The organism is Kineococcus sp. GCM10028916, from assembly GCF_042674865.1.
GTDB lineage: Bacteria > Actinomycetota > Actinomycetes > Actinomycetales > Kineococcaceae > Kineococcus.
In genome coordinates, this window is sequence record NZ_JBHTFM010000017.1 from 96,435 (window position 1) to 114,800 (window position 18,366).

The window sequence follows — 18,366 nt, forward strand, 5'->3', positions numbered from 1 at the left end:
CGGCGGCCGGGCCGTCAGCCGTGGGTGGTGCGCGTCACGAGCCGGGTGAACGCGCGCGTCGCGGGGGAGGGGTTCTCCCGCCGCCAGAGCACCTGCACCCGGCCCACCAGCCCCGGCCGCACGATCCGCAGCGGGTGGACGGTGCCTCCCGTGGAGGAGTCGGCGAACGAGGCGGGGACGAGGGCCACGCCGAGCCCCTGAGCCGCCAGGGACGCCAGCAGGACGGGGGAGTTCGCCTCGAGGGCGACCCGGTACGTCAGGCCGTGGGCGGCGCAGGTCTCCTCCAGCACCGTGCGCAGACCCCCGCCGGGCGGGACCGACAGCAACGGTTCCCCGCACAGTTCGGCGAGGGTCACCGTGCGACGGCGGGCCCACCGGTGGTCCGTGGCGACCAGTGCGGCGAGGGGTTCGTGGGCGACGGTGATCCCGGCCAGGTCGTCGAGATCGCGGTCCGCGGTCGCCGTCCACGCGACGTCGAGCGTCCCCTCCCGCACGGCGACGAGCAGGTTCGCGGCGTCGTCCTCGGTCACCCGGAGCTCGACGGCGGGGGCGAGGTCGCGGAACTCCCGCAGGAGGGCGGGCATCTGCATCCCGCTGCTGGAGAGCAGCATCCCGACCCGCAGAGTCCCGCGCAGCAACCCGGTGAGCGCGGCGACGTCGTCGGCCACCGCCGCGGCCGAGGCCAGCGCCGCCCGGGCGTGCGGGAGCGCGGTCCGCCCCGCGGCGGTGAGGGTCGCGCCGCGGGCGTGGCGTTCGAACAACGCCTGTCCCAGTTCGCGTTCGAGGTTGCGGACCTGGGCGCTGACCCCGGGTTGGGCGACCCGCAGCTTCGCCGCGGCGCGGGTGAAACCCCCTGCGTCGACGACGGCGACGAAGTGTTCCAGCGCCCTCAGCTCCATCACCACATCGTATGGCAGCGGTCACGAACCGGTCTTGGACTTCTGGCTCGAACCGGAGCAGGCTCGGAGGACCAGGACGACGAGAGGAGATCACGATGACCACCGCAGGGGCCACCGCACGTGAGCACGCCGAGGACTACTTCCGCGGCTGGAACGCCGGGGACGCCGACGCCCTGCGCGGCCTGTTCGACCCGCAGGTGTCCTTCCGGGGGCCGATGGGCGCCGCGGACGGACCCGACGAGTGCGTCGCCGGGCTGCTCGGCATGCGCGAGGGCTTCCTCGAGGAGGTCGTGGTGGAGAAGCTGCTGGTCGACGGCGACGAGGTCGTCACCTGGTTCGAGATGCGGACCCGCCTCGACGGCGTCGATCCGTTCCCCGTGGTGAACCGGATGCACGTCGGCCCGGACGGCATCGACCGCATCCGGGTCGTCTTCGACCCGCGCCCCCTGCTGGGGTGACACTCCTGCGGTGAGCACCACCGACGAACGCGCCGGGCTGAGCATCGCCGAGGCGGCCGAACGGCTGGGTCTGAGCACCCACGCGCTGCGCTACTACGAGACCGAGGGGCTGCTCGTGGGGACGCCGGCCCGGACCAGCGCGGGCCGGCGCCGCTACGAGGAGGCCGACCTGCGCTGGATCGTGATGGTCCAGCGGTTGCGCGCCACCGGGATGCCCGTGCGCGAGGTCCGCGAGTACGCCGAGCTGTGCCGGGCGGGGGCGGGGAACGAGCAGGCGCGGTTGCAGATCCTGCGCGCCCACCGCGAACGCGTCCTGTCCCAGCTCGAGGAGGTCACGCACCACCTCGGCGCGATCACGGCCAAGATCGACCTCTACGAGGCCGGGCCGTCGACCGCGCCGGCCGACCCCTCGAGCCTCAGGCCCCCGGGGTGAAGCGCGCGGGACGGAACGACGCCAGGAGGGGGTGCGCCGTCCCGGTGAGCACCTCGCGCGCGGTGAACTCGCCCAGCACCAGCCCGAGGGTCGCCCCGCTGTGGGTGAACAGGACGTGCAGTCCGGCGATCCCGTCGACGGGGCCGACGACGGGTTCACCGTCGCCGGGGATCGGCTTCGGCCCCACGCCGTGACCGGCGAGCTCCAAGGACGGGTTCCCGGCGAGGACGCGGGAGGCCTCGGCCAGCAGCCCCGCCAGGGTGCTCTCCTTCACCTCGTAGTCACCCTCGCCGTGGACGACGACCTCCTGCTCCGACCAGCCGGAGTCGAGCACGAGGGTGCCGGACGGGGCGGGGCGGACCGCGACCCGCGGTGTGTTCAGCACCGCGCGCAGCGCCACGTCGACGGGCTTCGTCCGCAGCAGCAGCGAGACGGGGGTGTCCTCGGGGACGGTGACGCCGAGCTCGGCGAGGTCGCGGGGAACCCACGGGCCGGTCGCGAGCACGACGGCGTCGGCGGTGAACGTGGCGCCGGAGTCCGTGCGGACGCCCGTCACCCGGCCGTTCTCCACGACGGGGTGGGCGCGTCCGACCCCGGTGTGCAGACGCCCACCCGCGGCCCGCAACCGCGCGAGCAGTTCGTCCACGGCGAGCGGCAGGTCCACCCAGCCCTCACCGGGGTTGAACACCGCGCCCTCGGCGGCGATCGCGGCCGGGTCGACGCCCGGCGTCCAGGCGGCGACCTCGTCGGGGCCGAGCCAGAGCGAGTCGTAGCCGATGGAGAGTTCGTGGGCGTGGCGCTCGCGGTAGCTCTGCCCCGCAGGGGCCCAGGTCAGCCCGCCGTCGAAGCGGACCGCCCGCTGCAGGTCCGCGCGGTGGGCGAAGGTGCGCCAGCGGTCGACCGCGACAGTGCGGAGCAGGTGGTACGCGTCGCTGCGGGCGCCGGCGGAGTTCAGCCAGGACAACGAGCGGCCGGAGGCCCCGGAGGCGACGTCGCCCTCGGTGACGAGGTCCACGGAGGCACCCGAGCGGGCCAGGTGCGCGGCGGTGGAGGCGCCGAGGATGCCGGCGCCGACGACGACGACACGGGCGGTGGAGACGGTCATGGTGCTCTCTTCCGGACGGAGTGGATCAGGCGGCCGCGCGGAGGCGGTCGACGACGGCGCGTCGGGCGGTGGGTCGGTTCACGGGTCTGCCGTTCCGGTCTCGAGTGCGGGACAACGGGTGGAGCGGAGCGTGCTCCGGGCCAGTCAACCCCTTCCGCCACCGCCGCGTGGAACCTGGGGACCACTGCACGACCCGATCCGCACCCCAGCGTCGGGAAGCCACCGCGTCCTCCGCGGCCGGTCACCCCGGCTTGACTTCGAGCGCGCTCGAAGTCGCAGGGTGGGGCCATGAGCTACCCCCGACGCACCCTCGGCAGCACGGCCAACGGCACCGAGCTCACGGTCTCGGCCCAGGGCCTGGGCTGCATGGGCATGAGCGAGTTCTACGGGCCCGGTGACGAGGCGGAGTCCCTCGCCACGATCGGCGCGGCGCTCGACGCCGGCGTCACGTTCCTCGACACGGCCGACATGTACGGCCCGTTCACCAACGAGGAGCTCGTCGGCAGGGCCATCGCGGGACGGCGCGAGGAGGTGGTGCTCGCGACGAAGTTCGGCAACGAACGCCGCGCCGACGGCTCCCGCGCCGTCAACGGCCGGCCCGAGTACGTGCGCGCCGCCTGCGACGCGAGCCTGGAACGCCTCGGCGTCGACCACATCGACCTCTACTACCAGCACCGCGTCGACACGGCCGTTCCCGTCGAGGAGACCTGGGGGGCGATGGCCGAACTCGTGGCGGCCGGCAAGGTCCGCCGCCTCGGCATCAGCGAGGCTGCGCCGGAGACGATCCGGCGCGCGCACGCCACCCACCCCGTCACCGCGCTGCAGACCGAGTGGTCGCTGTGGACGCGTGAGGTCGAGGAGGACGGCGTGCTGGCCACCGTGCGGGAACTGGGCATCGGTTTCGTCGCGTACTCCCCGCTGGGTCGTGGGTTCCTCTCCGGGGCGATCCGCAGCGTCGACGACCTCGCCCCCGACGACTTCCGCCGCCACAACCCGCGGTTCCAGGGGGAGAACTTCGACAAGAACCTCGCCCTCGTCGACGAGGTGCGCGCCCTGGCGACGGCCAAGGGGGTGAGCGCCGGCCAGGTCGCGCTGGCCTGGTTGTCGGCCAAGGGGCCCGACGTCGTCCCGATCCCCGGCACCAAGCGGCGCAGCTACCTGGCCGAGAACATCGCCGCGGTCGAGGTGGAGCTCACGGCGGAGGACCTGGCGGCCCTCGACGCGGTCCTGCCGGTGGGGGCCGGGGCGGGTGAGCGATACCCGGACATGTCGTCCGTGCGCCGCTGACCCTACGGTGGTGGGGTGCACCTCCACGCCCCCGGGGACGACCTGGTCCGGGTCCGCGGCGCCCGCGACCACAACCTGCGCGACGTCGACGTCGACCTGCCCCGGGGTGCGGTCGTCGCGTTCACCGGGGTGTCGGGTTCGGGGAAGTCGTCGTTGGCCTTCGGCACGATCTACGCCGAGGCGCAGCGGCGCTACCTCGAGTCCGTCGCGCCGTACGCCCGGCGCCTGATCCAGCAGGTCGCGGCGCCGCACGTCGACGCCGTGACCGGTGTCCCGCCGGCGGTCGCCCTGCAGCAGAACCGGTCCGGGTCGTCGTCGCGTTCCACCGTGGGCACGGTCACGACGTTGTCGAACTCGCTGCGGATGCTGCTGTCGCGGGCCGGTGACTACCCGGCGGGTGCGCCCCGGCTCGACTCCGACGCGTTCTCACCCAACACCGCGGTGGGGGCCTGCCCGCGCTGCCACGGGGTCGGCACGGAGTTCTCGGTCACCGAGGAGTCCGTCGTCCCCGACCCGTCCCTGAGCATCCGGGACGGGGCGATCGCCGCGTGGCCGCGGGCGTGGCAGGGCAAGAACTTCCGGGACGTCCTCGCGACCCTCGGCCACGACGTCGACGTCCCCTGGCGCGACCTGCCCCGCGCGGACCGCGACTGGATCCTCTTCACCGACGAGAAACCCGTCGTGACGGTGCACCCCGTGCGCGAGGCGCACCGCATCCAGCGTCCCTACCAGGGCACCTGGACCAGCGTGCGCGACCACGTCATGCACACCTTCGCGACGACCGGGTCGTCGAGCACGAAGGAACGGCTGCGGGGTTTCCTGCAGGCCACACCGTGCCCGGCGTGCGGTGGTCGCCGGTTGCGGCCCGAGGCGCTGGCGGTGACCTTCGCGGGGCACGACGTCGTCGAGCTGGCCGGGTTGCCGGTGCGGCGCCTCGTCGAGGCCCTCGGTGGCGCCGACGTCCCCGCCGACGGGCCGGCGCACGTCATCGTGCGCGACCTGCTCGCCCGCGCCGCCGCCGTGGTCGACCTGGGTCTGGGCTACCTCGCCCTCGACCGCACGGTGCCGACCCTCTCCACCGGGGAGCTGCAGCGGTTGCGGCTCGCCACGCAACTGCGGTCGGGGTTGTTCGGCGTGGTCTACGTCCTGGACGAACCCTCGGCGGGGTTGCACCCGGCGGACACCGTCGCGCTGCTGGACGTCCTCGCCGGCCTGCGCGACGCCGGCAACAGCGTGCTCGTCGTCGAGCACGACATGGCCGTCGTCCGCTCGGCGGACTGGCTCATCGACGTGGGGCCCGGGGCGGGGACGGCCGGCGGACGGGTCCTGCACTCCGGCCCGGTCGCGGGTCTGCAGGACGTCGCGGAGTCGGTGACCCGGGAGTTCCTCGCCCCGGGGTTCCGTCCCGGGCTGCGGACGCCCGCGAGGACCCCGACGGGGTGGCTCGGCCTCACCGGGGTCTCGTCGCACACCGTCCGCGACCTCGACGTCGACCTCCCGCTGGGGGTGTTCACCGCGGTGTCGGGGGTGTCCGGGGCGGGGAAGTCGACGCTGGCGGGGATCGTCGCCGACGTCGTCACGGACCACCTGGGGAGTGAGGAGCCCGACGAGTCCGACGAGCCCGACGAGTCCGACGAGACGGACGGACCGACGGGGGAGCGCCCCGTCGTGCGCGGGGCGACGGGCCTCGAGGGGGTCACCCGGCTGGTGCGCGTCGACCAGCGCCCGATCGGGCGCACCCCGCGCTCGAACCTCGCGACGTACACGGGGTTGTTCGACGCCGTCCGCGAGACCTTCGCCCGTGAACCCGAGGCGAGGCGCCGCCGGTGGACGGCGAGCCGGTTCTCGTTCAACGTCGCCGCCGGCCGCTGTCCCACCTGCAAGGGGGAGGGGGCGCTGTCGGTGGAGCTGCTGTTCCTGCCCGGGACGTGGTCGCCCTGCCCGGACTGCCACGGGACCCGCTACGCGCCGGAGACTCTGGAGATCACCCACCGTGGGCTCACCGTCGCCGACGTCCTCGCCCTGACCGTCGACGAGGCCTGCACGGCGCTCGACGACCTCCCCGTCGCGCTGCGCGGTCTGAACGCGCTGCGCGACATCGGGTTGGGCTACCTGCGCCTGGGTCAACCCGCGACGGAACTCTCCGGTGGGGAGGCCCAGCGCATCAAGCTCGCGACGGAACTGCAGCGCACCAGCGTGGCGGGGACGCTCTACCTGCTGGACGAACCCACCACCGGTCTGCACCCCACGGACGTCGAGCGGCTGCTGCGGCTGCTGCACGGACTCGTCGACGCGGGCAGCACCGTCGTCGTGGTGGAGCACGACGCCGCGGTGCTGCTCGGCGCCGACTGGCTGGTCGACCTCGGCCCCGGCGGCGGTGAGGACGGTGGCCGCGTGGTCGCGCAGGGGACCCCGGCCGACGTGCTGGCGGCGGGCGTCGGCGCCACCGCCCACCACCTGCGCACGATCGGGTGAGCGGGTGATCAGAAGGTGAGCGGGGTGGTGCCCTCGGTCTCGCGGACGGCGAGACCGCCCAGGGTGCGGACGTGGCCGGCGTAGGTGGCGCGGCCGGGCGGCGCGAGCAGCGCGTCGTGGATGAGCAGGCCCTCGCGCGCGCCGACGGCGCGGACGAAGTCGACGGTCTCCTTCGACGCGGCCCACGGGGCGTTCAGGGGGACGGCGAGCACGTCGACGCCGTCGGGGACCGCCTCGTAGGAGTCGCCGGGGTGGAAGAGCGTCGGTTCCCCCTCGGCCGTGAAGACCAGGCCGACGTTGCCGATGCGGGCGATGTCGGCGTGGATGACGGCGTGCCGCCCGCCGACCGCGGTGACCGTGACGCCCGCGACGACCACGGAGTCCCCGGGGTGCAGGGGCGAGGCCCGCAGGCCCGACTCGGTGAGCGAGGCCGCCGTCGACGGTTCGGCGTGCAGCACCGCGGCGTCGTTGCTGTCGAGCAGCGACGGCAGGCGCTCGACGTCGACGTGGTCGGGGTGGGCGTGGGTGACGAGGACGGCGTCGAGGTCCTCGAGCTCCTCGAAACCGTGGCTGTAGGTGCCGGGGTCCACCAGGATCCGGGCGGCACCGGTCTCGACGAGCAGGCACGAGTGGCCGAAGTGCGTGACGCGCATGGTCACGGAATATATCCGCGAGGTTACAAGCGCGAAACCTGAGGTCAATAGCGTTCTTCCAGCGCCGGTCCCGCCGGTGCGCCCGAGACGGGCCCCGGATGCACCACGACGCGCAGGAGCTGCCATGACCGAGGTGACGCGGGCCGAGGTGGAACTCACCGGCCGTTCGCACGCAGCAGGGGACGGCCTCGTCAAGGACGGGTACCACCCGCGCCTGACGAACTCCGACCTCGCACCGCTGAAGCAGCAGAACTGGCGGTCCTACAACTTCTTCGCGTTCTGGATGTCCGACGTGCACAGCGTCGGCGGGTACGTGACCGCCGGCAGCCTGTTCGCCCTCGGGCTCGCCGCCTGGCAGGTGCTCGTCTCGCTGCTGGTCGGCATCGTCATCGTGTACTTCCTCTGCAACCTCGTCGCGAAACCCAGCCAGGCGACCGGGGTTCCCTACCCCGTGGTCTCCCGGGTGACGTTCGGGGTGCTGGGCGCCAACGTCCCGGCCGTGATCCGCGGCGTCATCGCGGTGGCCTGGTACGGCATCCAGACCTTCCTGGCCTCCAACGCGCTCGTGCTGCTCGTCCTGAAGATCAACCCCGACCTCGCGCCCTGGGCCGACAAGGCGCAGCACGGGTTCGTGGGCCTCAGCACGATCGGCTGGGCCGCGTTCGGCGTCATGTGGGTCCTGCAGGCGCTGGTGTTCTGGCGCGGCATGGAGGCGATCCGCAAGTTCATCGACTTCTGCGGTCCGGCCGTCTACGTCGTCATGTTCGCCCTCGCCGCCTACCTGGTGACCGAGGCGGGTCCGTCGAACATCTCGCTGAACCTGGGCAACGTGACCCACCACGGCATCGGTGCGGTCGGCATGATGATCTCCGCGGTCGCCCTCGTCGTGTCGTACTTCTCCGGACCGATGCTGAACTACGGCGACTTCGCCCGGTACGGGACGTCGATGGCCGCGGTCAAGCGGGGGAACTTCCTCGGCCTGCCGGTGAACTTCCTCGTGTTCGCCGTCCTCTGCGTCGTCACGGCCTCGGCGACGGTCCCCGTCTACGGCCAGCTCATCACCGACCCGGTCGACACGGTCTACCGCCTCGACAACCTCACCGTCGCGGTCCTGGGCTGCCTGACCTTCATCATCGCGACCATCGGCATCAACATCGTCGCGAACTTCGTCTCGCCCGCGTTCGACTTCTCGCACGTCTCGCCGCAGAAGATCTCCTGGCGCGCCGGCGGCATGATCGCCGCCGTCGGTTCCGTCCTCATCACCCCGTGGAACCTCTACAGCACCGACGGGATGATCCACTACACCCTCGACACGCTGGGCGCGTTCATCGGGCCGCTGTACGGGGTCCTCATCGCCGACTACTACCTGGTGAAGAAGCAGCAGGTGAAGGTCGACGACCTGTTCACGATGAGTCCCGACGGGGCCTACCACTACACCAGGGGCTGGAACCCGGTCGCGGTCGCGGCGACCGCGGTGGCCGCGGTCATCGGCATCGGCATCGTGTTCTTCACCAACCCGACCGCCGCCTCGTTCAGCTGGTTCATCGGGGCTGCGATCTCGTTCCTGCTCTACCTGGCCCTGAAGAACTCCATCCCGAGCCGGGAAACCGTCTGATGCCCACGATCCTGGTCGTCAACGTCAACACCTCCGAGGCGGTGACCGAGGTCATCCGGCGCTCAGCGCAGGCCGCGGTGTCGGCGACGACCAGGGTCGTGGCGCTCACCCCGACCTTCGGCCCGGCCTCGGTCGAGTCGAACTACGAGAGCTACCTCTCCGCGGTCGGCGTCCTCGACGCCGTCCAGAACCACGACGGGGAGTTCGACGCCGTCGTCCACGCGGGGTTCGGTGAGGTCGGTCGCGAGGCGTTGCAGGACGTCCTGGACGTGCCCGTCGTCGACATCACCGAGGCCGCCGCGCACACCGCGTGCCTGCTCGGCCGCACGTACGGGGTCGTCACCTCGCTGGACCGGGCCGCCCCCGCCATCCACGACCGGTTGCTGCTCGCCGGCCTCGCGGGGCGCTGCGTCGGCATCCGCAGCGTCGACCTGCCCGTCCTGGAACTCGAGGCGAACCCCGAGGTCACCGCGAAGGGTTTCGTCGAGCAGGCCCGCCGCCTCGTCGAGGAGGACGGCGCCGAGGTCGTCCTGCTCGGCTGCGCGGGGATGTCCGGCGTCCACGAGACCGTCACCGCCGCGCTGGCCGTGCCGGTCGTCGACGGGGTCGCCGCCGGTGCCCGCCTCGCCGAATCGCTGGTCGCCCTGGGGCTGTCCACCTCCAAGGCCCGCAGCTACGCTCCGCCCCGGGCCGAGGACGTGCGGGGATGGCCCCTGCGCGGGGGCCCGGGCGCGGGAGGTCGGTCGTCGGGTGGTCCGGTCCGCTAGGAGCGCGCGTCCGGTGCTGGACGCCATCCGCAACGACATCGTCGAGGGGGTCGTCCCGCCCGGTTCGGCCCTGGAGGTCGACGTCCTCGCCGCCACCCACGACGTCAGCCGCATCCCGGTGCGCGAGGCGCTCATGACGCTCGTCGGGGAGGGGCTCGTCGAGCACCAGCCCCGCCGCGGGTACACCGTGACCCTCCTCGCCGAGGGGGAGCTCGCCGAACTCTTCGACGTCCGCGGCACGCTGGAACTCGCGGCGCTCGCCGTCGCCGTCCGGCTCGTGCGTCCGGGCGACGTCGAGGCCGCCCGGGAGGCCCACGAGAAGCTGTGGCAGGCCGTCGTCGACGGGGACGAACGCGGGTACCACCACCAGAGCCGCGCGTTCCACGTCGCGGTGACCCGGCCGTCCGCGATGCCTCGACTGCTGGCCGTCTTCGACCGGATCTGGGACCTCACCGAGCCGTACCGGCCGATGGAGGACCTCGCCCCCGCCGAGGCCGCGCACCTGCACGCCGAGCACGCCGCCATGCTCGCGGCCTTCGCCGCGGGGGACGCGGAGGCGTTGCTGGCGACCGCCTCCGCGCACCAGGAGAACCTGACCGCGCGGGTCCGGTCCCGTCGGTCGTCCTCACCGCCGGCGGCGGCTCCGGTGCGCCGGACGCGCTACCGCACACTGGGCGGACGGGACACGGGCGGAACGGCTTCGACGGCGGAGGACGAACGGTGAGCGAGGACGTGCGGGTGGATCTGGTGCTGCGGGCGGCACGAGCTGTCGTGGAGGGTGCGCAGCGACCGGTCTCGGTCGGGGTGCGGAGCGGTCTGGTCGTCGGCGTCGAGGGGTTCGACCACGTCTGGGACGCGGCCCGCGAGGTGGTCCTCGCCGACGACGAGGTGCTGCTGCCGGGGCTGGTCGACACCCACGTCCACGTCAACGAACCCGGGCGCACCGAGTGGGAGGGTTTCGCCTCGGCGACCCGCGCCGCGGCGGCCGGGGGGATCACGACGATCCTCGACATGCCGCTGAACAGCACCCCGGCGACGCTGGACCCCGAGGCGCTGGAGCTGAAGCGGGCGGCTGCGCAGGGGAAGTGCGTCATCGACGTGGGTTTCTGGGGCGGTGCCGTGCCGGGCAACGCCGACCAGCTCGAACCGCTGCACGAGGCCGGGGTGTTCGGGGTGAAGTGCTTCCTGCTCGACTCCGGGATCGAGGAGTTCCAGCCCCTGGACGCCGAAGGTCTGCAGGAGGCGCTGACCGAACTCGCCCGCTTCGACGGCCTGCTGCTGGCCCACGCCGAGGACGCCGGGGAGATCGGCGCCCACGCCCACCCGGGTGGGCGCCGCTTCGCGGACTTCGTCGGGTCGCGTCCGCCGGCCGCGGAGGCGCTCGCCGTGCGCTCCGTCGCCGAGGCGGCCGCCCGCGCCGGGGCCCGCGCGCACGTCGTGCACCTGTCCTCGGCGGCCGGCCTCGCCGAGGTCCGGGCGGCGAAGGCGGCCGGCACCCGCCTCTCCGTCGAGACGTGCCCGCACTACCTGACCCTCGACGCCGCCGACGTCCCCGACGGGGACACGTCGTTCAAGTGCTGCCCCCCGATCCGCGACCGCTCCGAGCAGGACGCGTTGTGGCGGGGGCTGCTGGACGGGACGATCGACTGCGTCGTCTCCGACCACTCCCCGTGCACCGCGGAGCTGAAGCGCCTGGAGGAGGGGGACTTCGGGACCGCCTGGGGCGGCATCGCCTCGGTGCAGCTCGGTCTGCCCGCCGTGTGGACGGCCGCCCGGGGTCGCGGGGTCGCGCTGGAGACCGTCGTCGGCTGGATGTCCTCGGCCACCGCCGACCTCGCGGGGTTCACCGACCGCGGCCGGATCGCCGCCGGGAACGTCGCCGACTTCGCCGTCTTCGCCCCCGAGGAGGAGTGGACGGTGGACGCGGAGACGTTGCAGCACAAGAACAAGGTCACGCCCTACCAGGGGCGCACCTTCACCGGCGCGGTGCGCTCGACCTGGCGTCGCGGTGAACTCCTCGACCTCGGGGCGCCACCCCGCGGGGAACTCCTCACCCGTCCCCGAGCCGTTCCTGCTGGGCCCGGGTGAGCAGCGCGAGGTGCAGCGCCACCCGGGTCTCGGGGTCGTCGAGATCGCGGCCGAGGCGCTGGGCGAGCCGTTCCACCCGACCGTAGGTCGCCGGTCGGGACAGGTGCAGCCGCGCCGCGAGCGGGGTCATCGACCCGCCGACCTCCAGGTAGGCGGTGAGCAGGGCGAGGTCGGCGTCGCCACCGTCGACGGCGTCCAGCACCGGGGACAGTTGCGCCTCCGCGAACTGCGCGACCCGGTGGTCGCCGCGCAGGTGCCACAACAACCCCCGCACGCCGAGGTCGGCGGTGCGGTGGACCGCACCCGGGACCCGTCGCGGCGCGGCGGCCGCGACCTGGGCGACGTGACGGGCTTCGGCGAAACCCTCCGCCGTGGCGCTGAGCTCACCGACCACCCCGGCGGCGCCGAGGGTGGCCGCGGCGGGGAGGGCCTGCGCGAGCCGCGGCAGCAACGTCGCTGTCGCGTCCTCCCGCCCCACCAGCAGCACGCCGACGACGTCGTGGGCGAGGACGCCGGTGATGCCGACCCCGCCCACGTGGGCGAGCGTCTGCCCCACCGTGGCCCGGTCCGCGCCGCCGGGAGTGTGCACGGCCGCGGCGGCGAAACCCCCGCGGGTCGGCAACCCGAGAGCGCGGACCCGTTGGCGCAGTGCGGCTTCGTCCACGGGACGGGCCCGCAACAGGTCCTGCACGAGGTCCGCGTGGGCGCGGTCGGCGAGGTCGCGGTCTCCCTCGGGGGACAGCAGCCGCAGCACCGTCAGGACCTCCGCGGCGCGTTCCAGGACGAGCACCGCGTCGCGGCCCCCGATCGGGCCCGGGGCGACGAGTCGGCCCCAGCGGTTGCCCGGTGCGCCCACCGGCGCCGTCGACCACCCCTCGTGGCCGCCCCCGCGCCGCGAGCGCCGCGACCAGTCGAAGAGCACCTGCGCCGTCCCCGCCGGCCCGGCGACGTGGGCGACGGCGCGGTGGGTCACGTCCTCGAGCACCACGGGCCCGTCGAGGAGTTCCGCCGCCCGGTCCAGGACCTCCGCCGTGGTGGCCCCCGTCGTGCTCAGCCCCGCGAAGGAGGCGTGGACGCGTTCGGCGAAGCGCAGGCGCTCGTGCTGGTCCACCAGCAACCGGGCGTGCACCTGCTCGGTCACCTCGACGAAGCGGACCACCCGGTGCAGTTCGACCAGCGGGAACCGGGCGGCGCGGGCGGCGCGGACCAGCGCCGGCGGCAGGGCGTCGAGGTGGTCGCCGAGTTCGACGACCAGGCCGACGGCTCCGGCGTCGACGAGGGAGGTGACGTAGGCGGCGAGGTCCACGTCGCGCAGCCCCATGCCGGTGGAGAGCAGGAGTTCGCCACCCCCCAGGAGCCCGGCGACCTCCGTCTGCTCGCTGACGTGCACCCACCGCACGCGCACCCCGAGGCGGTCCTCACCGGCGCGCACCCACGGGCCGCCCGCGGCCAGGACGGGCAGCGCCAGGACGTCCGCGACGGTGAGCACGGTGGCAGGCTAACGCCGACGGTTCGTCGGTGGTCCCGGCGCAGCGCCGACGAAGCGTCGCTGGTGCCCCTGTCCTCCACGGCGGGAGGGTGGGAGGATCGGCGGGCAACGCCCGGCGGACGTCGTCGTTGGAACTCGAGGAGGGTTCGGCATGACCGTGACCGAGCAGGTCGTCCAGGGTGCGGGGTCCTCCGACCTCACCACCGCCGCACGCGATCACCTGTGGATGCACTTCGCGCGCATGGGTGCCTACCAGGACAGGCCCGCTCCCGTCATCGTCAAGGGCGAGGGCGCCTACATCTGGGACGACAAGGGCCACAAGGTCCTCGACGGTCTCTCGGGCCTGTTCGTCGTCCAGGCCGGCCACGGCCGCGCGGAACTCGCCGAGGTCATGGCCAAGCAGGCCGAGACCCTCGCGTTCTTCCCCGTCTGGGGCTACGCCACCGAACCCGCGATCCAGCTCGCGGAACGCGTGGCCTCCTACGCCCCGGGTGACCTCAACCGCGTGTTCTTCACCACCGGGGGTGGCGAGGCCGTCGAGAGCGCCTGGAAGGTCGCCAAGCAGTACTTCAAGCTCACCGGGAAACCGCTGAAGCACAAGGTCATCTCGCGGGCGACCGCCTACCACGGGACCCCGCAGGGGGCGCTGGCGATCACCGGCCTGCCGGCGATGAAGCAGGCCTTCGAACCGCTGACCCCGGGCGGTTTCCGGGTGCCGAACACGAACATCTACCGCGCCGAGCGGATGGGTGCCCCGACCGACCCGGTCGAGTTCGGCCGGTGGTCCGCGGCCCGCATCGAGGAGGCGATCCTCTTCGAGGGTCCCGACACGGTCGCGGCCGTCGTCCTCGAACCCGTGCAGAACTCCGGCGGGTGCTTCACCCCGCCGCCCGGCTACTTCCAGCTGGTGCGGGAGATCTGCGACAGGTACGACGTCCTGCTCGTCTCGGACGAGGTCATCTGCGGTTTCGGCCGCCACGGCACGATGTTCGCCTGCGAGAAGTTCGGCTACCAGCCCGACATCATCACCTGTGCGAAGGGCATGAGTTCCGGCTACGGCCCGATCGGCGCGATGATCGCCTCGGACCGCATCATGGCGCCCTTCCTCGAGGGCAAGAACTTCTTCCCCCACGGGTACACCTTCGGCGGGCACCCGGTGTCGGCGGCGGTGTCGCTGGCGAACCTCGACATCTTCGAGCGCGAGGGGTTGAACCAGAACGTCCTCGACCACGAGCAGGCCCTCGGTGACACCCTGAAGAAGCTGCTGGACCTGGACATCGTGGGCGACGTCCGGGGCGACGGGTACTTCTGGGCCGTCGAACTCGTCAAGGACAAGACGACGAAGGAGACGTTCGACCTCGGCGAGCGCGAGACGCTCATCAAGCAGTTCCTGCCGTCGGCCCTGTTCCGGAACGGCCTCTACGCCCGTCCCGACGACCGCGGCGAACCGGTCATCCAGGTGGCGCCCGCGCTGACCACCGGTCAGGCGGAGTTCGACGAGATGGAGCAGATCCTGCGGGCGACGCTGATCGACGCGATGAAGCTGGTCTGACCACGGGGCACGGGCCATCTGGTCAGGTGAACTGGTCAAGTGACCAGATCTCTGCCTACAGTGGAGGGGTCCCGGACCAGGGACCCGCCACGACCAGGAGGACCCGTGCTCCCGACCCCGCTCACCCCCCAGGACGCTGCCGCCCCGCCGGTCGTCGAGGTGCGCCCCGCCGCGCCCGGTGAGTTCGAGGTCGTCACCGACGTCCTGGCCACCGCCTTCGCCGCGGACCCGGTGATGGCGACGTTCACCGGAACCGGACCCGAGCGTCACCGGCGCACCCGCGGCTTCTTCCGGGCCGTGCTGGCGTCGGGGGCCCTGCGCCACGGCGCGGTGGACGTCGCGGTGGGTCCCGACGGGCGCGTGCTGGGTGCGGCGGCCTGGGAGGCCCCCGGGAGCGCGGGTCACCTCCCGGCGCAGGTCGCTCAGCTCCCGACCTTCTGGAAGGCGCTGGGCTGGAGGGGGATCCGTCGCGCCCTGGCCAACCAGGCCGTGCTGGCGCGGCACCGCCCGGTCCCGGAGCACTGGTACCTCGCCGCTATCGGGGTGGGCGACGGCGCCCGGGGCCTCGGGGTGGGGTCGACGCTGCTGGCCTCCCGGTTGCGTCAGGTGGACGCCGCCGGGGCGGCCGCCTACCTGGAGGCGTCGACCCCCCGCAGCCGGACGCTCTACGAGTCCTTCGGGTTCCGCTTCCTGGCCACCGTCGAGGCGCTCGGGACCGTCACCGGCCCGGCCTCGATGTGGCGACCGGCGCGCCCGTTCGCCTGACCCGGCGACGGCGACCGCTGATTCGCGTTGCGCAGCAACGGATCCGCGAGTCGACCATCTTCGGCCGAACGTTCCGGTCGATCGGCCGGAGGGTCTCCGGTGCAGGGACGGTTGTGCGAGCATCCCGGGTATGGCACCACCGAGGACCCGTCGTGACCCGGGCGCGAAGCGCGACGAGCTCATCGCCGCCGCCGCCCGGGTGGTCAGTCGTGACGGCGTCGCCGCGACGACCACCCGCCGCATCGCCGAGGAGGCCGGCGTCCCGCTGGGCACCGTCCACTACTGGTTCGCCAGCAAGGACGAACTGGTGCAGGAGGTCGCCCTCGCCCACCTGCGCGAGGTGCAGGGCGCGGGGCGTGACGTCCCGGCCGGCGCGCCCCAGGGGCCGGCGGAGGACGCACTGCGGCGGCTGCGCGCCGCCCTCGCCGCGGAGGAGTCCTTCGACCGTGGCCGCCGCCTGTCCCTCTACGAGTTGACCACCTGGTCGCTGCGGTCCGAAGGGCGGGCGGAGATCGCCCGGCAGCAGTACAGCGCGATGCGGGAGGCGGCGCGCTCGGTCACCGACCCCTGGGTGCAGGCGCACGTGCCGGACGGCAGCGGTGACGTGGACCCGGAGGTGCTCGCCGGGTTCGTCGGGGTCTTCGTCGACGGACTGGCCCTGGCCGAGCTCGCCGACCCGGAGGGCACGCCGGCCGAAGAACTCCTGCAGTTCTTCAGCAGGCTCATGGGCCTCTGGATCCGGGACCAGGAAACCTGACCACCGCTCGGACGGAGTTCGACGACCTCCAGGCCCGCCACGAACCGTCGCCGGAGTTCCGCCTCGGGCGGACCCTCCCGGAGCAGGGGTGGTGCGACGAAGGTCAGGGTGGTCCCGTGCGAGGCGCACGTCCGCGAGACTCGCCCCGCACTCCTGCATGACGACGCCTCGTCGCCGGGGAACACCGCCCGCGGTCAGCCACGCCGTACCGAGCCGAGGGTCGGGTGCGCGGCGAAGGGCAGTTCCTCCTGGGTCCACACCGCGTCCCGCCAAACCAGCGGTTCCCGCCGTGCCGTCTGGACGTCCACGCCGAGATCACCCAGGCGATGGGCGTGCAGATCAGCGAACGTCTCGTCGCAGTGTTGACGAGCTTGGCTGGGATCGCCGCACTTCCCGGGCCGCGAAGGTCAAACGTCTCAGTGGTGTCGTGACTGCCGATGACCTGGTGTACCGCGAGTTCCACCGGCTCTCGCCCGAGGAGTGGTGGGTCACCGACATCGCGGAGCACTCCACCGGCCGGTCGCATCGTCCACGCGCACCACGGAGTTCCGTTCACCTCCTGGGCGTTCACCGACAAGATCCGGCTGAGGGGCTGATGCCGTCGTTCGGAACCATCGGCGACGGCTGCGACAACGCGATGGTGGAGTCGTTCTGGTCCAGCATGCAGATCGAACTGCTGAACCGGAAGAAGCGGCGGACCCGCGTCGAGCTGGCGAACGCGACCTTCGTCCACCTCGAGATCTCCTACCACCGTCAGCGTCGCCACTCCCGGCTCGGTTGCGTCAGTCCCGTCGAGCATGAACTGCGCTACGGAGCGTCCGCCCCTGCTCGATCTTCGCACCGCAGTGGGTGACCGAGGGGTGGGGCACGTCAGGAGGCAGACCCACGTGGTCCGCGTCGTGGTGGAAGGTGCACCCGGAACCCTGGCCCTCGACGTGGGGGCCGTAGCCGGCGGCTCTCGCGGCCTGGCAGGTTGCCAGGTCAGGGTGGTGCCGCTGACGGCGCTCGCGGTCGGGTCGGGAACACGAGTTCGCCCGGGCCGAGGCCGAGATCCCGGCGACGGCGTCGTGCTGCTCCTCAGGGTTCGAGCGCTCTCCGGGTGAGCATCTCCCGCGCGAGGCGCACGAGTTCCCGGGTCGCGGGCGAAAGGACCCCGCCGTCGCGGCGGACCAAGGCGATGGTGTCGTACAACGGTTCCTCGAAGGGGATGTAGCGGAGCGCGGGCGGGGCGGTGCCGCTGTCGACCACCGCTCGTGAGACGAACGTGTTGCCGGCCCCGGCGGCGGCGAGCTCGAGGGCGGCGTCCACCTGCTCGACCTCGATGCGGGCCCGCAGGGTCAGCCCCTTGGCCAGGGCTCGCTGCTCCACCTGCCGACGCGTCGGGTCCCTCCACCCCGCGTGGGCGTCGTAGAGGATCAGGTCCGTCGAGGAGAGCTCCTCGATCGTGACCGGCGTGTCGTCGCGGTCCAGGGACGCCGTGACGTAGACGACCTCGTCACGCGTCAGCGGTCGCACGGTGAGCCCTTCCGTGTCGACGGGCAGGACGATGAGCCCCGCCTCGAGCTCCCCCGTCCTCACGAGGTCGGCGACGTCGGCGGAGTTGACGCCGATGACGCGCAGCCGCACGTCCGGGTAGTTCTCGTGGAAGGACGTGAGGAGGTCGGCCATGGCGTAGTGCTTCGCGTTGCGCAGCAAGCCGAAGGATGCGACCCCGCCCTTCAGCTCCTGCACCGCGGTGAGCGCCTGGTCGGCGGCGTCGACCGCCGTGACGGCCTGCTCGGCCAGCGGGAGCAGCTCCTCACCGGTCGTCGTGAGGATGAGGTGGCGAGCACCGCGCACGAAGAGTTTGGTTCCGTAACCCTGCTCCAGGCGGCGGATCGCCTCGGACACCGTCGGCTGGGACATCTGCAGCGCCCGCCCGGCTGCTGTGAAGGAGCCGTGGCGAGCCGCGAGGGCGAAGATCCGCAGCTGCGAGAACGTCAGCGTCATAGGCTGAAGCTATCCCAGGCGGCGCGCACTTGAA

At 72.9% G+C, this 18,366-nt stretch carries 16 protein-coding genes and 1 pseudogene; 12 read left to right on the plus strand and 5 right to left on the minus strand.

Annotation, left to right across the window (positions count from 1 at the left end; all coding sequences use genetic code 11):
* Positions 1–14: 14 nt before the first annotated feature.
* Positions 15–899, minus strand: coding sequence for a LysR family transcriptional regulator (locus tag ACFQ46_RS16865; RefSeq protein ID WP_380260543.1), 885 nt, complete (start codon positions 897–899; stop codon positions 15–17).
* A 95-nt stretch (positions 900–994) separates the two neighbouring features.
* Between ACFQ46_RS16865 and ACFQ46_RS16870 the strand changes: the two genes are divergently transcribed.
* On the plus strand, positions 995–1,357 hold the full coding sequence (locus ACFQ46_RS16870) for a nuclear transport factor 2 family protein (RefSeq protein ID WP_380260544.1): 363 nt from the start codon (positions 995–997) through the stop codon (positions 1,355–1,357).
* Positions 1,358–1,367: 10 nt separating this feature from the next.
* On the plus strand, positions 1,368–1,790 hold the full coding sequence (locus ACFQ46_RS16875) for a MerR family transcriptional regulator (RefSeq protein WP_380260545.1): 423 nt from the start codon (positions 1,368–1,370) through the stop codon (positions 1,788–1,790).
* Here ACFQ46_RS16875 and ACFQ46_RS16880 read toward each other — a convergent pair.
* Positions 1,774–2,895 (minus strand): NAD(P)/FAD-dependent oxidoreductase, encoded by a 1,122-nt coding sequence (locus ACFQ46_RS16880; RefSeq protein WP_380260546.1) that lies wholly within the window; start codon positions 2,893–2,895, stop codon positions 1,774–1,776. The genes ACFQ46_RS16875 and ACFQ46_RS16880 overlap by 17 nt on opposite strands.
* Before the next feature lie 288 nt (positions 2,896–3,183).
* Between ACFQ46_RS16880 and ACFQ46_RS16885 the strand changes: the two genes are divergently transcribed.
* Both ACFQ46_RS16885 and ACFQ46_RS16890 read left to right on the plus strand, forming a co-directional pair.
* Entirely contained in the window at positions 3,184–4,182 is a 999-nt protein-coding gene (locus ACFQ46_RS16885; protein ID WP_380260547.1) for an aldo/keto reductase, read from the plus strand.
* A gap of 15 nt (positions 4,183–4,197) precedes the next feature.
* The gene (locus tag ACFQ46_RS16890; protein ID WP_380260548.1) at positions 4,198–6,657 is read left to right on the plus strand and encodes an ABC transporter; all 2,460 of its coding nucleotides are present in this window, start codon (positions 4,198–4,200) and stop codon (positions 6,655–6,657) included.
* A gap of 8 nt (positions 6,658–6,665) precedes the next feature.
* Here ACFQ46_RS16890 and ACFQ46_RS16895 read toward each other — a convergent pair whose 3' ends face one another.
* Positions 6,666–7,310, minus strand: a complete 645-nt coding sequence (locus ACFQ46_RS16895; protein WP_380260549.1) for an MBL fold metallo-hydrolase — start codon at positions 7,308–7,310, stop codon at positions 6,666–6,668.
* A gap of 124 nt (positions 7,311–7,434) precedes the next feature.
* Here ACFQ46_RS16895 and ACFQ46_RS16900 point away from each other — a divergent pair, with 124 nt between their 5' ends.
* Genes ACFQ46_RS16900 through allB form a run of 4 tightly spaced genes read left to right on the plus strand, consistent with a single transcriptional unit; the run spans position 7,435 to position 11,780 of the window.
* Positions 7,435–8,925 carry an NCS1 family nucleobase:cation symporter-1 gene (locus ACFQ46_RS16900; protein ID WP_380260550.1) on the plus strand — a complete coding sequence of 497 codons (1,491 nt, stop codon included), beginning with the start codon at positions 7,435–7,437 and terminating at the stop codon, positions 8,923–8,925.
* The gene (locus tag ACFQ46_RS16905) at positions 8,925–9,692 is read left to right on the plus strand and encodes an aspartate/glutamate racemase family protein (RefSeq protein WP_380260551.1); all 768 of its coding nucleotides are present in this window, start codon (positions 8,925–8,927) and stop codon (positions 9,690–9,692) included. Before ACFQ46_RS16900 ends, ACFQ46_RS16905 begins: the two co-directional genes overlap by 1 nt.
* 13 nt (positions 9,693–9,705) lie before the next feature.
* Positions 9,706–10,416, plus strand: coding sequence for a GntR family transcriptional regulator (locus tag ACFQ46_RS16910; protein WP_380260552.1), 711 nt, complete (start codon positions 9,706–9,708; stop codon positions 10,414–10,416).
* Between the two features lie 14 nt (positions 10,417–10,430).
* Positions 10,431–11,780: an allantoinase AllB gene (gene allB, locus ACFQ46_RS16915; protein WP_380260954.1), complete on the plus strand. Its 1,350-nt coding sequence runs from the start codon at positions 10,431–10,433 to the stop codon at positions 11,778–11,780.
* On the opposite strand, the gene ACFQ46_RS16920 is transcribed toward allB, so the two are convergent.
* Positions 11,743–13,269 (minus strand): PucR family transcriptional regulator, encoded by a 1,527-nt coding sequence (locus tag ACFQ46_RS16920; RefSeq protein ID WP_380260553.1) that lies wholly within the window; start codon positions 13,267–13,269, stop codon positions 11,743–11,745. The two genes, allB and ACFQ46_RS16920, sit on opposite strands and share 38 nt — an antisense overlap.
* Positions 13,270–13,420: 151 nt before the next feature.
* Between ACFQ46_RS16920 and ACFQ46_RS16925 the strand changes: the two genes are divergently transcribed.
* The 4 genes and pseudogenes from ACFQ46_RS16925 to ACFQ46_RS16940 all read left to right on the plus strand — a co-directional run.
* Positions 13,421–14,821 (plus strand): aspartate aminotransferase family protein, encoded by a 1,401-nt coding sequence (locus tag ACFQ46_RS16925; protein WP_380260554.1) that lies wholly within the window; start codon positions 13,421–13,423, stop codon positions 14,819–14,821.
* 105 nt (positions 14,822–14,926) lie between these two features.
* Positions 14,927–15,586, plus strand: coding sequence for a GNAT family N-acetyltransferase (locus ACFQ46_RS16930; protein WP_380260555.1), 660 nt, complete (start codon positions 14,927–14,929; stop codon positions 15,584–15,586).
* A gap of 130 nt (positions 15,587–15,716) precedes the next feature.
* A complete protein-coding gene (locus ACFQ46_RS16935) occupies positions 15,717–16,343 on the plus strand; it encodes a TetR/AcrR family transcriptional regulator (RefSeq protein WP_380260556.1) in 627 nt (208 codons plus the stop codon).
* A gap of 252 nt (positions 16,344–16,595) precedes the next feature.
* Positions 16,596–17,196, plus strand: a pseudogene (locus ACFQ46_RS16940) (IS3 family transposase); the annotation flags it as partial.
* 224 nt (positions 17,197–17,420) lie between these two features.
* On the opposite strand, the gene ACFQ46_RS16945 reads toward ACFQ46_RS16940, so the two are convergent.
* On the minus strand, positions 17,421–18,332 hold the full coding sequence (locus ACFQ46_RS16945) for a LysR family transcriptional regulator (RefSeq protein WP_380260557.1): 912 nt from the start codon (positions 18,330–18,332) through the stop codon (positions 17,421–17,423).
* Between the last annotated feature and the right edge of the window lie 34 nt (positions 18,333–18,366).

What these genes read in the sequence shown, in the direction of transcription:
- ACFQ46_RS16865 (WP_380260543.1), bottom strand. Translation starts at nt 899, where the DNA reads ATGGAGCTGAGGGCGCTGGAACACTTCGTCGCCGTCGTCGACGCAGGG.
- ACFQ46_RS16870 (WP_380260544.1), top strand. Translation starts at nt 995, where the DNA reads ATGACCACCGCAGGGGCCACCGCACGTGAGCACGCCGAGGACTACTTC.
- ACFQ46_RS16880 (WP_380260546.1), bottom strand. Translation starts at nt 2,895, where the DNA reads ATGACCGTCTCCACCGCCCGTGTCGTCGTCGTCGGCGCCGGCATCCTC.
- ACFQ46_RS16885 (WP_380260547.1), top strand. Translation starts at nt 3,184, where the DNA reads ATGAGCTACCCCCGACGCACCCTCGGCAGCACGGCCAACGGCACCGAG.
- ACFQ46_RS16895 (WP_380260549.1), bottom strand. Translation starts at nt 7,310, where the DNA reads ATGCGCGTCACGCACTTCGGCCACTCGTGCCTGCTCGTCGAGACCGGT.
- ACFQ46_RS16900 (WP_380260550.1), top strand. Translation starts at nt 7,435, where the DNA reads ATGACCGAGGTGACGCGGGCCGAGGTGGAACTCACCGGCCGTTCGCAC.
- ACFQ46_RS16905 (WP_380260551.1), top strand. Translation starts at nt 8,925, where the DNA reads ATGCCCACGATCCTGGTCGTCAACGTCAACACCTCCGAGGCGGTGACC.
- ACFQ46_RS16925 (WP_380260554.1), top strand. Translation starts at nt 13,421, where the DNA reads ATGACCGTGACCGAGCAGGTCGTCCAGGGTGCGGGGTCCTCCGACCTC.
- ACFQ46_RS16935 (WP_380260556.1), top strand. Translation starts at nt 15,717, where the DNA reads ATGGCACCACCGAGGACCCGTCGTGACCCGGGCGCGAAGCGCGACGAG.
- ACFQ46_RS16945 (WP_380260557.1), bottom strand. Translation starts at nt 18,332, where the DNA reads ATGACGCTGACGTTCTCGCAGCTGCGGATCTTCGCCCTCGCGGCTCGC.